Genomic DNA, 14,559 nt, shown 5'->3' with positions numbered 1-14,559 from the left:
GCTGCAAAAATAGACCTGCGGGATTAAAAGTAATTAACGAATCCGAAATGAATTTTCGACTGCCGTAGATTGAACTGTGTGTCATTTCTTTTTCCAACAGCCCAGGCCAGGTTAAACAGTCCTACTTTGGTTTCAAAAGTCATTCCCAATCCTCCCGACAGATAAGTATAGTTTATGTTAGTTCCCCTGCCGGCATTCTTTCCCCAGCCACCGTCTGCAAAAACGTTAAAATACGAGTTTTCACCAATCAGGTAACGATACTCCAGTGTTCCGATGCCGTATTGTGAGAGAAACTGGCTTTGCTCATCAAATCCCCTGAGCAACCGGTAGCCACCAATCTGAAAGAGTTCATTTCTAAATATATTGGAGCCGGAAATGTAACCACCGTTAATGGCTGTCTTAATGGTGCTTCTTGCGGCCTTGCCTATGGGGAAATATTTTGCAACCGCCAGCACGGATCTTACCTGGTAAGATTTCGTTTTTACGGTGTCGTATAAGCTTGCAAAATCGAAATCGGGATCATCCGGGTCTTCCAGGTCTACGATCTGGTTGTTAGGTTTAATATACTTGTTACCTACAGAAGTGTTGAACAGTAATTCCAACCCGCTTACGGGGTTAAAAATATAATTGGTACTATTTAGTACGTATTCAACACCCAGGTTGGTAATTTTTACATCTGCTTCCGCCGGTAATTTCCTGGTAACTATAACTGCTGATTCATTAATATAGTTTAAAATACTACTGAACCGCTGCACATATAATTTTACGCGTTGCTGCCGGTTCAACGCCAGTTGAGCGCCCAGCCTTATATCGAAGTTTAAAAATGCGGAATCTCTTTTGAGCATATTAAAACCAAAGTCAACACCCAATGATGACTTAAACAGGTAAGGCTGATCATAGTTGATGCTAAGCCGTTGAGAAGCAGCCTGGAGCCGTTGCCAGGTAAGGCCGATCGTTTCTCCGGCGCCAAAGGCATTTTTTAAGTTGAGCAGCCCCTCGCCGGTTATCAGCATTTTACGGTTGGCCGAGGCATCGCTATTGGGCAGGAAGCCAATGATTATATTTACCTGGCTGCTTTTTTTCTGTTGCAAAAACACTTCTATGGTTCCCCCTGTGCTTCCCCATATGAGCTGAGGAGGAAATTCTTCTGTTACATAATTAAGCTTCTTGAGTTCTGCACTGATTTGCTGTAATTTCTCTTTGCTGTAGACAGAGCCGTTCTTAATACCTAAAAACTGCTGAAGATACTCGTTGCTTATTTTTGCATTGCCGGTAATTTTTATGCTGTCGATATGGTAAAGAGGTCCCGGCTGAACGTTTATTCTTCCAGAAACATCCCGGCCGTTTATTTGCAAGCTGTCCAGGAAAACCCGGGCAAAGGGATAACCATTGTTTTCCATGTATACCAGCATGCGCTGTTGAAGCGTAACAATTTTATCTGGATCGTACTGTTGCCGGGTGAATTTATCGGGCGTCCAGCCAACCTGGCTCAACCAGTTCCGGGATGTCTCGTCGGCGTGCACTAAAGCCCATTGATAAATTTCTCCAAAGAAGAGATGAATACTGCTATGCAGGGAATCGGATTGTACAGAGTCAATCGACGCTGTAATATAGCCTTTTGCCTGCAGGGTAGGTATCAGCTCTTTAATATAGCCCGTACATTCATCCCGGTTAATAAATTCTTTTTTAGGTTGGATAACTGCCTCTACAAATGCGCTATCGCGGTCAACAGGAATCACAGATAAGGTATACCTGCTTTGCCCTTTTGTTAGCAAAAAATGTAAAAGCAGCAATGCTGTAAACAGGTATCGTATCTTTGCGGGTTTCAACGGGAGTAAAAGTAAGTTGAAAAGTTGAAAGGTATAAGAGTTCACAAGGTATAAACACTAGATCCTTGTTAACCTGTAAACTTGTTAACTTATCAACCTAAACATCACATGAGCGGCATTTATATCCATATACCTTTTTGCAGGCAGGCCTGCAACTATTGCAATTTTCATTTTGCCACTTCTTTATTAAAGAAAGAAGCTATGCTAGCTGCCATTAATAAAGAAATTGAATTAACCGCAGCCGGCAATACATGGCCGGTGAATACCATCTACTTCGGGGGAGGAACGCCCAGCCTTTTAGAAGTAGAAGAGGTTTCGGCTGTTTTAAGGGCTATTCGATCTGCGTATCAGGTGGCCGGAGGTGCTGAGATCACATTGGAAGCCAACCCGGATGATCTGACAGAAGAGAAACTAAGAGGGTGGAAGGAAGCCGGTATTAACCGGTTAAGTATTGGCGTTCAGTCTTTTTTTGAGGAAGACCTGCAGTGGATGAACCGTGCTCATAACGCTGTTCAGGCAAAAGAAGGGCTACAATTGGCGTTGCAATATTTTGATAATATTACAATGGACCTCATTTATGGAACCCCCGGGCTTACTAATGATAAATGGCAGCAGAATGTAGAAACAGCCCTGTCTTTGAAAATCCCTCATTTGTCCTGTTATGCATTAACGGTTGAACCCCGTACACCGCTGGATAAGCTGATCAGGCAGCATAAAAAAGATGATGTAAATCCCGATATCCAGTCAGAACAATTTTTGTTATTGATGGGATGGCTGAGGGCGGCAGGATACGAACATTATGAAATATCCAATTTTGCCAGGCCCGGTTTCCGAAGCCGGCATAATTCATCGTACTGGCAGGGTAAATCTTATGTGGGTATCGGTCCTTCTGCCCATTCATTTAACGGAGCAGAGCGGAGATGGAATATTGCCAATAACCAGCAATATATTGAGTCGATTGAAAAAGGAATACTGCCCATGGAAAAGGAATTGCTGACAGCTGTACAACGGCAGAATGAATCGATCATGATCTCACTTCGCACGATTGAAGGGATCAGTTTAAATAGCTTTTCTGAAGAAGCTGCTCAACAGTTGTTGAAGGCCGCCCGGAAATATATCAACCAGGGACTTGTTATTTATGAACCCGGTTGTTTGCGGCTTACTGATGAAGGCAAGCTCTATGCAGACGGTATCGCGGCAGATCTTTTCTTCGACGTCCAGGCAACGGTTTAAACTGTGGGTTAAAAAGTTATATCAACACCTTTTCAATGGCTTCAAAGCCTTTGGCAGGTGTAAGCTTATCCCATAATATTTTGTAGATGTTTGCAGCAATGGGCATTTCAGCCTTAATTTTTTTATTGATATTGTAAATACATTTGGCGGCATTATAGCCTTCGGCTACCATGTTTAGTTCCAATTGGGCCGCCTTTACAGAATAACCTTTGCCGATCATATTACCAAATGTGCGGTTGCGACTGTATAATGAGTAACAGGTAACAAGCAGGTCGCCCAAATAAACTGAAGCAGCGTAGTTGGCCGATTTTGCTCCGGTAACAAGGTTAGCCTCGTGTTCACCTACCACTATATGCTCAGCCCCAAAAGTTCTTAAAAAAGCAGCCATTTCATCAGCACAGTTAGCAATGTATACACTTTGGAAATTATCGCCATAGTCCAGGCCATGAGCAATACCTGCGCCCAGCGCATATATGTTTTTAAGAACAGCTGCGTATTGCACCCCTAAAATATCATCGTTTACCACCGTATTAATGGCAGGTGAGGTAAAATAGGCCGCAATTTTTTTGGTCATTTCAATATCGGCACCCGAGAAGGTTAGATAGGAGAGTTTTTCTGCTGCCACTTCCTCGGCATGGCAAGGTCCCAACACGGCAAAATAGTTTTGCAGGGGTACATTAAATTCATTGGCGAGGTACTCATTCAGTAATATATTTTCTTTGGGCAGCATGCCTTTTACAGCCGATAATACCTTTTTATTTTTAAGATCGCCGGGCTCCAGTTCAGACAACACCTCGGTAGTGTACGCCGACGGTACAGCTATGATAAGCACATTAGCGGCCGCTACTACTTTGCTCAGATCGGTCTCGATTTTTAAAAGCTTTGTTTTTAAAACTGCCGAAGTGAGATAATGGGGGTTGTGCGCCCTTTTTTTTATATACGAAGCCGATGCGTCATTTCTCACCCACCAATTTACCTTATTACCATTATCTGTAATGATCTTTACCAGCGCAGTAGCCCAGCTGCCACTTCCTATAACACCAAATTTTATCCCCATAGTGTGTGATGTGGGACCAAGTCTGAAAACAAAAACTAATCTTACGGCTTTCCGACTAAGGTCAATTTAATTTTCTATTTCTTAAATGTATAAAAACTATTGGCCTGTTGCGTACAGGTTACTACCAGGTCGTTAATACAAACATGGGCTGGCAATCCGGCGCAGTAAAAGATGATATCTGCTACATCCTGCGCCACTAATGGCTCAATACCTTCATACACTTTAGCGGCTTTATCATCATCGCCTTTGAAACGGACATTTGAGAATTCTGTATCTGCAGCTCCGGGGTGTATCGCAGTAACTTTAATATTAAACTTTAATAGCTCTATTCGCATGGCCTGGCTCAATGCATTTACTGCATGCTTTGTAGCACAATACATATTTCCCTGGGCATACACTTCCTTGCCCGAAATAGACCCCAGGTTGAAAATGTGACCGCTTCCTGAATCAATCATAAAAGGCAAAACCGCCTTGGTCATATAAGCCAGGCCTTTTAAATTGGTATCCACCATGATGTCCCAATCATCAATACTTGCTTCATCAAAATTATCTCTGCCCACAGCCAACCCCGCATTATTGATAAGTATGTCAATTTTTTTCCATTCGGCCGGGAGGCTGTTAACTGCTGCCAGTACGTCTGCTCTGCTTCTTATATCAAAAGATAAAGGCAAGGCTTTTACACTGTATTCTTTCTGTAATTTTTCGCTAAGTAATTCCAGCCTTTCTTTGCGGCGACCGGTAATAATTACATCGTAGTTGTTAGAAGCAAATTTCAAGGCGCAGGCTTCACCGAATCCTGATGTAGCGCCTGTAATTAAAACTATTTTATTCATTCGTAAATGCTTATCGATTTTAGCCGAATACCTTTGATGATTTAAAGTTTTCATTACTGTCCAAAGGTTCAAAGAACTCGCTTGGAGACTTCTTCAGAGTGTAATGAAAAATGAAATTTTAATCACGTTGGGTTCCTGTATCGCTCATTAATCAGGCGCTAAATATCGGATAAAAAATCTTCAATTGCTTTATTGGCCTCTTCCGGCTCCTCCAGCATACCTAAGTGCCCCGATTTTTTTAAAATATTGACAGAGGAAATGGACGGAATCGAGGCCTGCTCAATTGTTTTATCCAGCGGTATGATTTCATCCTGCTTTCCATAAATAAAGAGGACGGGAACCTTTATTTTTATCAGTATTTCTATGCGATCGGGTCTTTGCATCATAGCTTCATAATACCTTATTACTGCTTCCTTGCTCATATCGGGCAGTTGGCTCATAAAGCGTTCATAGAGTTCTTTGTTGCCGGTTTTGGTGTTAGCTGCAAACATTTTAGGTGCAGTGGTTTCAAGAAAAGGCCCTGCGCCATGTTTGTCTGTAAATTCTATACCTTTTTGCCTGTTGGCTTTTTTTTCATCGTTGTCCGCGGCAGCAGTGGAATGAAACAACCCTAGTCCCGATAGCAGCTCGGGATATTTTTCTGCAAATGCCAGAGCTATATATCCCCCCAGGCTATGACCTATTATTGCTGCCTGTTCTATCTCTTCAGCTTCCAGTATTTCCTTTATAATTGCAGCCACCCCTTCCATACTTACATCGCTGGTGAGGTCAGAAACACCAATTCCCGGAAGGTCGGGAGCGATAACGCGATAGTTTTTTTTAAGGTAATTAATTTGTTCAGACCACGAAGAACTGTCTACGCCAAATCCGTGTAACAGTACAACGGCATTGCCTTCACCTCCGGCCATGTAACTGATCAGTTTGCCTTCAACGGTTATTGATTTTCTATGCATATTTCCATTTTATAGTGTTAAGCAAATCAATTTATCTAACTGGTGCCCCCGAATTTTCTTTTAAAACTTCAGACCTGGTATCGAACAGGCCATAGTTATACTAAGTGTTGGAAAGCTTGCGGGTCTTTATTTTCCTGATTATTGTGAGCAACAATAATGCCGCAGCCAGGCCACTCAGGATCTTCGATAAAAGGTCTCCGTGCCTGGTATAAAACGTGTCGGTTATGTAAGCCGGTACTGTTTGCTTTAAGGCGCCGTCCACGTTCCAGCCCAGTTGTTGAATTATGTTCCCAAACGGATCAATAAAGCCGCTAATACCTGTATTGGCGCTGCGGGCTACCCATTTGCGACTTTCAATAGCGCGCAGCCGGGCGTAGTTCATATGCTGTTTATAGCCCTGCGTATCACCCCACCAGCCGTCGTTTGTAATAATGCAAACGAGGTTGGCTCCTTTACGGTTAAATGATGCCAGGTAATCACCATAAATGCTTTCATAGCAAATGGCTGGTGTAACATTATAGCTATTGTTACTGGTTGTAAACACATGGGTATTGGTGTCTTTAGCATAACCGCCGCCGGTACCTCCGAATTTTTCAAAAGCAGGAGCCATAAAGGCTAAAAAACCGGGTAAGACTTCCACACCGGGTACCAGCCTGGATTTATGGTAGATCTGGGCTTTGGTACTATCCAGCATCAATGCTGTATTATACATTTCGTAGTAGCCTCCACCGCCTCTGAAAGGCTTGGCAAAACGGCTGACTTTAGAGGGAAATTCTCTATACCCCTCCAGTCCTGTAAGCAAATTAACCTGTGGGTTTTCTTTCAGGAAAGTCCATAGTGGTGATAAGAAAAAATCATCTCTCAACTGGTCTTCGCTTGTTTGCTTGGGTATAGCTGTTTCAGGCCATACCACCAATGCTGTATTTGCATCTATTTCTTTCTTTGATAAATTGATGAGCTTTTGCAATTGTTCCTGTTCTGATCCCGTACCAAACTTTTCATAGGGATCTATATTGGGCTGCACTACTACCACATTATATTTATTATGTAGTAGTGTCAGGTTATTTTTTATAAAAGAGGAGAAGATAATAGGCACAATCAATAAAAGCAGCCATGTCGCTATATTCCTGAAATAGCGTAAGGTTCTTCCTTCCTGGTTATATAATTTCAGGAGATGGAATATAAGCATATTGCTTAGCAAAATCCATAAACTTCCACCAGAGGTACCTGTGTATTCATACCACTGTATCCATCCGGGATGTGTAGCAAAAGCATTGCCCAGTGTAAGCCAGGGCCAGCTCAGGTCCCAATTGTGGTGCAGGTACTCAAAAGCCATCCAGTAAGCTATTATGGACAAGCTGCCCAGAAATCCCTTAACATATTTTGTGGTAAAATAGTAGAGCAGCCAGGGTACACACATGATCAGGCTATTGGCGAAAAAAGCACTAACGCCTCCTATCACGCTGGCTTTGGCTACCCACCAGGTGGTGAGCACATTCCACAGTACCATGTGGATATAAGTATACCCCAAATAGTGCCTCCAGCTAACACTGCGATCCGATAAAAAAAGCAGGGGAAGCCAGGCTACAAAAATCAGCAGGGTAAGTGGTGAGGTGGGCCATGCCGCCCAAAGCAGCAAGGCTCCCAATATAGAAGTCAGTAAGTTTTTTACCGGTAATTGCATGGCGTAAAGCTAAGGCAATTACGTCTGAAATTAATTTTAATAAAGGGTTAATGTTGTTTAGGCCACCGGTGCTTTTGGTGTTCTTCTTTCTCCGATTTGCTGTCTCCACATGGCATAGTATAGCCCCTTTCTTTCTATCAACTCTTCATGACTTCCGGTTTCAGCTACCTCGCCACGCTCCAGCACATAAATGCGATCGGCATGCATAATGGTGCTGAGCCTGTGGGCAATCAACACGGTGATCTGGCTGCCCTTGGACGATACTTCCCTTATGGTTTCGGTTATTTGTTCCTCGGTAATCGAATCTAATGCCGAAGTGGCTTCGTCAAAAATCAGCAGGTGTGGATCTCTTAATAAAGCCCGGGCAATTGCGATACGCTGTTTCTCTCCACCACTGAGCTTTAAACCGCTTTCACCAATAACAGTATCTACGCCGTTACCTGCACGTTCCAGTAAAGCCGTACAACTGGCTTTTCGTAAGGCGGTTTGTAATTGCTCTTCAGTGGCTCCAGGGTTTACAAACAACAGGTTTTCACGTATGGTTCCTGCAAAAAGCTGTGTGTCCTGTGTTACAAAACCGATCTGCCTTCTCAGTTCATCAAAATCAATATCATCGCCGCTAATACCATCATAATAAATGGTGCCTTCTTTAGGGCGGTATAAACCTACCAGCAGTTTAACCAAAGTACTTTTGCCCGACCCGCTGGGGCCTACAAAGGCAATGGTTTCTCCTTTTTTAACGTCAAAAGAAATGTTATCAAGCGCTTTAAATTGCGCCGTCTGATGCTGAAAGGTCACATTTTTAAACTCCAGCTCCTCCAGCACACCCAGCTGCCGGGGATGTACAGGCTTGGGTTCGCTCTTCTTTAACATCAGGTTGTGGAAATTTTGCAAAGAAGCTTCTGCTTCCCGGTAAGAAAGTATGACATTACCTATTTCCTGCATGGGGCCAAAAAGAAAGAACCCATAGAACATTAAAGACAGGTATTCTCCCGGCGTAATCGATCCCTTATAGATCAGCCAGAGCAGGGTGAATGCAATTACCTGCTGTAAAAAATTCACCAGTGTGCCCTGTATAAAGCTTAACGAACGAATGCTTTTTACTTTCTTTAATTCGAGTTTGAGGATCTTAAAGGTATTATTATTCAGGCGTGTTACTTCCTGCCCCGTAAGGCCAAGGCTTTTTACAATTTCTATGTTACGCAGGCTTTCAGTAGTGGTGCCTGCGAGGGCGGTGGTTTCCTTTACAATATTTTTCTGGATGAACTTTATCTTTTTGCTAAGCAAACTGGTTACAAGAGCGATAAAAAATATGCCCAATGCATAAACCGGCATAATGGTCCAATGAAGCCTGAATGCGTATATCGAAACAAACACGATACTTACAATGATCACGAAAAAAACGTTCACAAAACTGCTGATAAACTTCTCGGTATCTGTACGAACCTTGGTTAATATAGATAAGGTTTCACCGCTTCGCTGATCTTCAAAGTCCTGGTAAGGCAAGCGCATGGAATGCTTCAGGCCATCGGTAAAAATGGTAGCACCAAATTTTTGTATCACCACATTTACAAAATAATCCTGGAAGGCTTTGGCAATACGGCTTACCATCGCGGTTCCAATCAATAAAAACAAATAAAAGAATACGCCGTGATAGCCGCTGCCTCCCCATAAGTAATTGCTTTCAGTGCGTGGCAATGTTTGTGCCTTATCATAATGATGGGGATGATTGGCAAACATATCCAGCAGGTTTCCGCTGATCATGGGTGCAAATAAGGAGAAGATCTGGTTCACAGCTGCTAAAAACAATGCAAAAGCAACCAGCCATTTATAAGGTTTCAGATAGTGGAGTAGTATACGCATAATAAAATCAGTTCCGTTTGGTCAACGGCCATGGTGTAAGGAACAAATATTTTTTGACTTTGTTTAACAATATGCCGTGTCTGGGTATGCCTGTCAAAAATATTTATTAAGGTGCTATTGGCCTAAAAAAATCAAACAACGGGTAAGATGCCTGGTATAAATAGCGCTCTTCATATTTTAAGACATAAAACTTTGTAAGTATTTCTTTCGAAAATATTAATTAAATGGTTGGCCTTCAACTTGTTTTACATGTCAGTCGATGCCTAGTTCCTGCAACATTTTGGCAGGATCGTTCAGGAATGCCTTGTGAACGATAAATGGTTCTGTATCTGAAAACCTGGTGGTTTTGTAGCCGGAGTCCGATAATTCAATAATTTTTGAATGGGGGTAAGATAAAAGGAGCGGGGAATGTGTGGCAATTATAAATTGGCTTTTCATATTTACCAGTTCATGAAGCCGCACCAGAAAAGCAAGCTGCCGTTGTGCAGAAAGAGCCGCTTCAGGTTCGTCAAATATATAAAGGCCGTTCCCACCCAGCCGATTCATAAAAAGTGAGAAAAAGGATTCCCCATGAGATTGTTGGTGAAGCGATTTGTTACCATAAGATCGTAACGCTCTTCCATCTTCCTTTTGAAGCTGATCAAGATAGGAGGCCACATTATAAAAAGATTCGGCTCTTAAAAAGAAACCATCTTTAGGGGTAATCAGGCCTCTACCTATTCTGATGCTTCCAGACAGCGGCGAGTCCGTTCGCTGGGTGGAAAAAGAGAAGTTCTTAGAGCCTCCCTCAGCATTAAAACCATATTGTACAGCAAGGGCCTCAAGTAAGGTTGACTTCCCTGTTCCGTTTTCGCCAATAATAAAAGTTACATTGGGATGCAGGTCAATTTTTGTAATGTTTCGTAAAGCCGGTATATTAAAAGGATAGCTGTTATTGTCAGCTATTTTCTCCCTGAGGATCTCAAAATGATTGATGTATTGTTTTTCGATCATTTTATATGTTGGAATAGTTTGATTTGAAGTAGCGGTTGGGCTTTAAATAAACCGTCTGTCTTGAAGCATCAATAATAATGCGGAATCTTTTCAAAATGTCACCTCCCATAACACTTATTTTCTGCCGGCCGACAGTGCCGGTAAAGAAGCCGACATTGGCGTTATGTAACTGTAGCTTGCCCAGTTGTAAAACTGGCAACACTCCCTTTTGAGTAGTTAATACATTGCCATAGGCATCTTTTAATTTTTTCTCGCTGGTGATCTTGATTTTCTCATCGATCTTATTGTTTTGAACAAAAGCGTCGTTAAGCAAAATATCACCTCCATAACCTGAGTGTAAAAGTAATTCAGTGCCTAACGACTCGCCACCTATTTCCAGTTCACCTTTTATAAAAAGGTTGGCTCCCTTTGATACCAGTTGCAACTTTTCATATTGCTTCAAACGGTGTGGAAGGGTGGGGCCAACAGTGAGTTGCAGCTTTTCAAAATCAAAATCAAGCACCTGCCCGTTGAAAAAATTTAAACCGATCTTCCCATTCGATTCCTGCCCGGAGTTTTGGTCATCCCATATTTCTACATTATCCCAGTGCAGGCCGGCGATGTTTAAAGTATTGCCTTTGCTGTAACGCGAACTATTGCCGCCCCCGCCCCAGCTTTGTACATCATTAACTGCGCCGGTAAAATGTATAGTTGCCAGTTTCCTGGTAGCTTCTTCAGTGAGCGTTATATCGCTGGATGCGGTATGCAGCATCAGGTTGACCGTGTCTTTTTCATTGATGGATGCTTTAAGAATGATATTATTATAGGCAGTAAGGCGAAACGGAATGATACAGGCATCTTTCCCATCGCGTTTCTGTAATACGGGTTGTGCTTGCAGATTAAAAGTAAAAGAGGCAAAGCATATGAATAAAGTAATGAAACGGAGCATAACGAAGTAATATTTTTATTGTTTGGGTTTATTGAAAATAAATTACCCGGCCCATCCCTCACGATCCAGGCTGCGGTATTGGATCGCCTCAGCCAGGTATTCGGGTTTGATTTTTTCTGAGCCTTCCAAGTCGGCAATAGTACGCGATACTTTTAAAATACGGTCATAAGCTCGGGCAGAAAGGTTTAGTTTTTCCATGGCTGCTTTTAGCAGCATTTGTCCTACATGATCGATAACGCAGATCTCCGCCAGCATTTTGCTGGTTATTTGCGCGTTGGCATAAATGCCCGGATGTTTTTTATAACGTTCCGCCTGTAACTCTCTTGCTTTAATCACTTTGTCCCTGATGCTTTCCGAATTTTGTTCTTTCCTGATGTTGGATAATTCGCTAAAAGGAACAGGTGTTACTTCTACATGAAGATCTATCCGATCTAAAAGCGGTCCTGAAATTTTGTTCAGGTATTTTTGAACGGCGCCGGGCGGGCAGGTGCAGGTTCTTTCCGGATGATTATAAAAACCGCAAGGACAGGGGTTCATGGAGGCGATCAGCATAAAGCTGGCAGGGAAATCCAGCGCCAGTTTAGCCCGTGAAATAGTTACCCGGCGTTCTTCCATTGGCTGGCGCATGACTTCCAATACCGTTCTTTTAAATTCAGGCAACTCGTCGAGGAACAAAACTCCATTATGTGCCAGGGATATTTCTCCTGGTTGGGGATTACCACCACCGCCCACTAATGCTACGTCTGAAATGGTATGGTGTGGCGAACGAAAGGGACGCCTTGAAATTAACGTTGCATTTTCAGGTAACTTACCTGCTACAGAATGGATCTTGGTGGTTTCCAGTGCTTCCTGCAAGGTAAGGGGCGGAAGGATGGTAGGCAGTCGTTTGGCTAACATAGTTTTACCCGCACCGGGAGGGCCAATAAGTATGGCATTATGTCCACCTGCTGCCGCAATTTCCAGCGCCCGCTTAATGTTTTCCTGTCCTTTCACATCAGCAAAGTCCAAATCAAAATCATACTGCGAATGAAAAAACTCTTCTCTTGTATTTACTTCCAGTGCATCCAGCCCGGTTTCTCCCTTATCAAAAAAATCGATGACTTCTTTTATATGGGTAACACCATATACTTTAAGGCTATTCACCATCGCGGCCTCGCGTGCATTAGCTTTGGGAACTATTAAGCCTTTAAACTCCTGTTTGCGGGCTTGTATGGCTATAGGCAACGCTCCCTTAATAGGCCGGATCTCTCCGTCAAGACTCAACTCACCCATAATCACATATTGGGATAAAGCTTCAATATTTTCTATTTGTTCCGATGCGGATAAAATACCCATGGCAATAGGGAGATCGAATGCCGTACCGCTTTTTTTAATGTCGGCAGGTGCCAGGTTGACAACCAATTTGGTGCGGGGCATATCGTAGCCGTTGGTTTTGATAGTGCTTTCAACCCTTTGCATGCTTTCTTTCACAGCGCTATCGGGTAGCCCTACAAGGGTCGAATCTTTTCCGCTGGCCATCCAGTTAACTTCGATGGTGATAGGTATAGCTTCAACGCCGTATACAGCGCTGCCATTGATCTTCACTAACATAGATTGAAGATACTGATTAAAAACGATAATAATTCCGGCAGGAAACAGACCTAATCTAAATTAAACACATCGTCAAGTGCCATAGTGAAACCTGGCAATACAGGAGTTGTAACTACATCACCAAAAGTCAGCAGGCGGGATGGTTGGTAATGACCGCTTGCGTCCAATGTGTATTTCATAAAGGTTTTTTCATCCGGGTGTATAATCCAGTATTCTTTAACGCCACTTTCTTCGTAAACCTCGTATTTGTTCTGCAACTCTTTACGGTTATTTCCCGGCGAGAGAATTTCGACTACAATATCCGGAGCTCCAATGCATCCCCTGTCGTCTAATTTGGAGCGGTCGCATATTACACAAATGTCAGGCTGCAAAACAGTGACGATTTCTTTATCTTCTTTTGATTTACGGGGAATGCGAACATCGAAAGGAGCACTATAAACATCACACTGTTTGTCCTTTAAATGGTCGAAGAGATTGTAAAAGATAATCGCACTTGCTTTTTGATGGATACGCCTGGGGGCAGGACTCATTTTGAAAATGCGTCCTTTAATAAGCTCCAGTCTCTCCTCGAACTGCCATTTTAAGTAATCAGCATAAGTATATGTCTTTGATAAGTCGAGGTCCGAAAATCTCATAGCCAACCTTTTTAACAAAGTTAGTTCAAATTTAGAGATTAACCGCGGAGGAGGAGAGAAGCGGAGACAACGCAGAGTAGTTCAGATTATGTACTCTTAGCCCAACTTTGCAAGAGTTGAGCTATACCTCTGCGTATCCTTTGCGTCCTCATTTCTCTGCAGTTAGCGTATTAACCGCGGAGATCGGGAGAAGCGGAGATAACGCAGAGCAGTTTGAATTATATACTCTTAGTTTAACTTTACCAGAGCTGGTCTAAGCCTCCGCGTATGCTTTGCGTTCTCACTTCTCTGCGGTTAGAGATAAGATCTGAGCATAGCGATAACGCATCGTAGTGACATATTTAATTATTTCTTTCCAACAACATCCAGGCTTACTTTCACATTGTCGCCCATGGTCATGCTATTACCCCCAACGCCATATTCTTTCCTGTCCACACTGAATTCTGCCTTAAACTGGTAACCACCTTGTACCGGTGTTGCAATAAAATCGAATTGAATGTTCTTAGACACCCCATGCATGGTTAGCACCGCTTTAGCATAATACACATTGTTGCCTTTGGCCTGTATGCTGGTTGTTTTAATACCGATAACGGGATATTTTTCAGCATCGAAGAAATCGTCCTTTTTTAAATGATCGTCTCTGCGTTTATTATCTGTATTGATTGTGTTCACATCAACGGTGACGTCAAACTGGCTGGACGAGAGTTTTTTGGGGTCAAAGCTCATCTTCCCTTTAAGACCTTTTAAAGAGCCGTCTACATTTACACCCATGTTTTTTATAACAAAAGAAATTTTGCTATCTGCATCAGAGGGCGTAAGATTTTGGGCAAAACTATTTATAGATAATAATGCCACTAATAAGATTAAAAAGGTCTTTTTATACATAAAAATTTAATTTAAGTAAAAATGGATATTTTGAGTAAAATTATACAAATTCGAACAATGGTTAAACATTGATTTT

The 14,559-nt window shown here is 42.5% G+C and carries 12 protein-coding genes; 1 reads left to right on the top strand and 11 read right to left on the bottom strand.

Annotated elements, in window-relative coordinates:
• Nucleotides 1–23 precede the first annotated feature (23 nt).
• A complete protein-coding gene (locus tag ACLOAU_RS25425; protein ID WP_427864724.1) occupies nucleotides 24–1,829 on the bottom strand; it encodes a POTRA domain-containing protein in 1,806 nt (601 codons plus the stop codon).
• A 108-nt stretch (nucleotides 1,830–1,937) separates the two neighbouring features.
• Between ACLOAU_RS25425 and hemW the strand changes: the two genes are divergently transcribed.
• Entirely contained in the window at nucleotides 1,938–3,062 is a 1,125-nt protein-coding gene (hemW, locus tag ACLOAU_RS25420; RefSeq protein ID WP_427864723.1) for a radical SAM family heme chaperone HemW, read from the top strand.
• A gap of 16 nt (nucleotides 3,063–3,078) precedes the next feature.
• On the opposite strand, the gene ACLOAU_RS25415 is transcribed toward hemW, so the two are convergent.
• The 10 genes from ACLOAU_RS25415 to ACLOAU_RS25370 form a co-directional block, all read right to left on the bottom strand.
• Nucleotides 3,079–4,119: an NAD(P)H-dependent glycerol-3-phosphate dehydrogenase gene (locus ACLOAU_RS25415; protein WP_427864722.1), complete on the bottom strand. Its 1,041-nt coding sequence runs from the start codon at nucleotides 4,117–4,119 to the stop codon at nucleotides 3,079–3,081.
• A gap of 74 nt (nucleotides 4,120–4,193) precedes the next feature.
• Nucleotides 4,194–4,952 carry an SDR family NAD(P)-dependent oxidoreductase gene (locus tag ACLOAU_RS25410; RefSeq protein WP_427864721.1) on the bottom strand — a complete coding sequence of 253 codons (759 nt, stop codon included), beginning with the start codon at nucleotides 4,950–4,952 and terminating at the stop codon, nucleotides 4,194–4,196.
• 158 nt (nucleotides 4,953–5,110) lie between these two features.
• On the bottom strand, nucleotides 5,111–5,905 hold the full coding sequence (locus tag ACLOAU_RS25405) for an alpha/beta fold hydrolase (protein ID WP_427864720.1): 795 nt from the start codon (nucleotides 5,903–5,905) through the stop codon (nucleotides 5,111–5,113).
• Between the two features lie 100 nt (nucleotides 5,906–6,005).
• A complete protein-coding gene (gene lnt, locus ACLOAU_RS25400; protein ID WP_427864719.1) occupies nucleotides 6,006–7,589 on the bottom strand; it encodes an apolipoprotein N-acyltransferase in 1,584 nt (527 codons plus the stop codon).
• A 57-nt stretch (nucleotides 7,590–7,646) separates the two neighbouring features.
• Nucleotides 7,647–9,452: an ABC transporter ATP-binding protein gene (locus tag ACLOAU_RS25395; protein ID WP_427864718.1), complete on the bottom strand. Its 1,806-nt coding sequence runs from the start codon at nucleotides 9,450–9,452 to the stop codon at nucleotides 7,647–7,649.
• Nucleotides 9,453–9,704: 252 nt separating this feature from the next.
• On the bottom strand, nucleotides 9,705–10,445 hold the full coding sequence (locus ACLOAU_RS25390) for an AAA family ATPase (RefSeq protein WP_427864717.1): 741 nt from the start codon (nucleotides 10,443–10,445) through the stop codon (nucleotides 9,705–9,707).
• A gap of 1 nt (nucleotide 10,446) precedes the next feature.
• Complete coding sequence (locus ACLOAU_RS25385) at nucleotides 10,447–11,373, bottom strand: pepsin/retropepsin-like aspartic protease family protein (RefSeq protein WP_427864716.1); 927 nt, start codon at nucleotides 11,371–11,373, stop codon at nucleotides 10,447–10,449.
• Nucleotides 11,374–11,415: 42 nt separating this feature from the next.
• Complete coding sequence (locus ACLOAU_RS25380; protein WP_427864715.1) at nucleotides 11,416–12,963, bottom strand: YifB family Mg chelatase-like AAA ATPase; 1,548 nt, start codon at nucleotides 12,961–12,963, stop codon at nucleotides 11,416–11,418.
• 50 nt (nucleotides 12,964–13,013) lie between these two features.
• Nucleotides 13,014–13,598, bottom strand: a complete 585-nt coding sequence (locus ACLOAU_RS25375; RefSeq protein ID WP_427864714.1) for a Uma2 family endonuclease — start codon at nucleotides 13,596–13,598, stop codon at nucleotides 13,014–13,016.
• 345 nt (nucleotides 13,599–13,943) lie between these two features.
• Entirely contained in the window at nucleotides 13,944–14,483 is a 540-nt protein-coding gene (locus ACLOAU_RS25370) for a YceI family protein (RefSeq protein WP_427864713.1), read from the bottom strand.
• Between the last annotated feature and the right edge of the window lie 76 nt (nucleotides 14,484–14,559).

Origin of the sequence: Paraniabella aurantiaca (assembly GCF_050309965.1) — a bacterium.
Lineage (GTDB): Bacteria > Bacteroidota > Bacteroidia > Chitinophagales > Chitinophagaceae > Niabella.
Note: the sequence above shows the minus strand (reverse complement) of the source record. Positions and strands in the feature narration are given on the sequence as shown.

Bases quoted from the DNA above. Each gene is read 5' to 3' on its own strand.
- ACLOAU_RS25385 (WP_427864716.1), bottom strand. From the start codon at position 11,373: ATGCTCCGTTTCATTACTTTATTCATATGCTTTGCCTCTTTTACTTTT.
- ACLOAU_RS25395 (WP_427864718.1), bottom strand. From the start codon at position 9,452: ATGCGTATACTACTCCACTATCTGAAACCTTATAAATGGCTGGTTGCT.
- ACLOAU_RS25370 (WP_427864713.1), bottom strand. From the start codon at position 14,483: ATGTATAAAAAGACCTTTTTAATCTTATTAGTGGCATTATTATCTATA.
- ACLOAU_RS25410 (WP_427864721.1), bottom strand. From the start codon at position 4,952: ATGAATAAAATAGTTTTAATTACAGGCGCTACATCAGGATTCGGTGAA.
- ACLOAU_RS25390 (WP_427864717.1), bottom strand. From the start codon at position 10,445: ATGATCGAAAAACAATACATCAATCATTTTGAGATCCTCAGGGAGAAA.
- ACLOAU_RS25380 (WP_427864715.1), bottom strand. From the start codon at position 12,963: ATGTTAGTGAAGATCAATGGCAGCGCTGTATACGGCGTTGAAGCTATA.
- ACLOAU_RS25405 (WP_427864720.1), bottom strand. From the start codon at position 5,905: ATGCATAGAAAATCAATAACCGTTGAAGGCAAACTGATCAGTTACATG.
- lnt (WP_427864719.1), bottom strand. From the start codon at position 7,589: ATGCAATTACCGGTAAAAAACTTACTGACTTCTATATTGGGAGCCTTG.
- hemW (WP_427864723.1), top strand. From the start codon at position 1,938: ATGAGCGGCATTTATATCCATATACCTTTTTGCAGGCAGGCCTGCAAC.
- ACLOAU_RS25375 (WP_427864714.1), bottom strand. From the start codon at position 13,598: ATGAGATTTTCGGACCTCGACTTATCAAAGACATATACTTATGCTGAT.
- ACLOAU_RS25415 (WP_427864722.1), bottom strand. From the start codon at position 4,119: ATGGGGATAAAATTTGGTGTTATAGGAAGTGGCAGCTGGGCTACTGCG.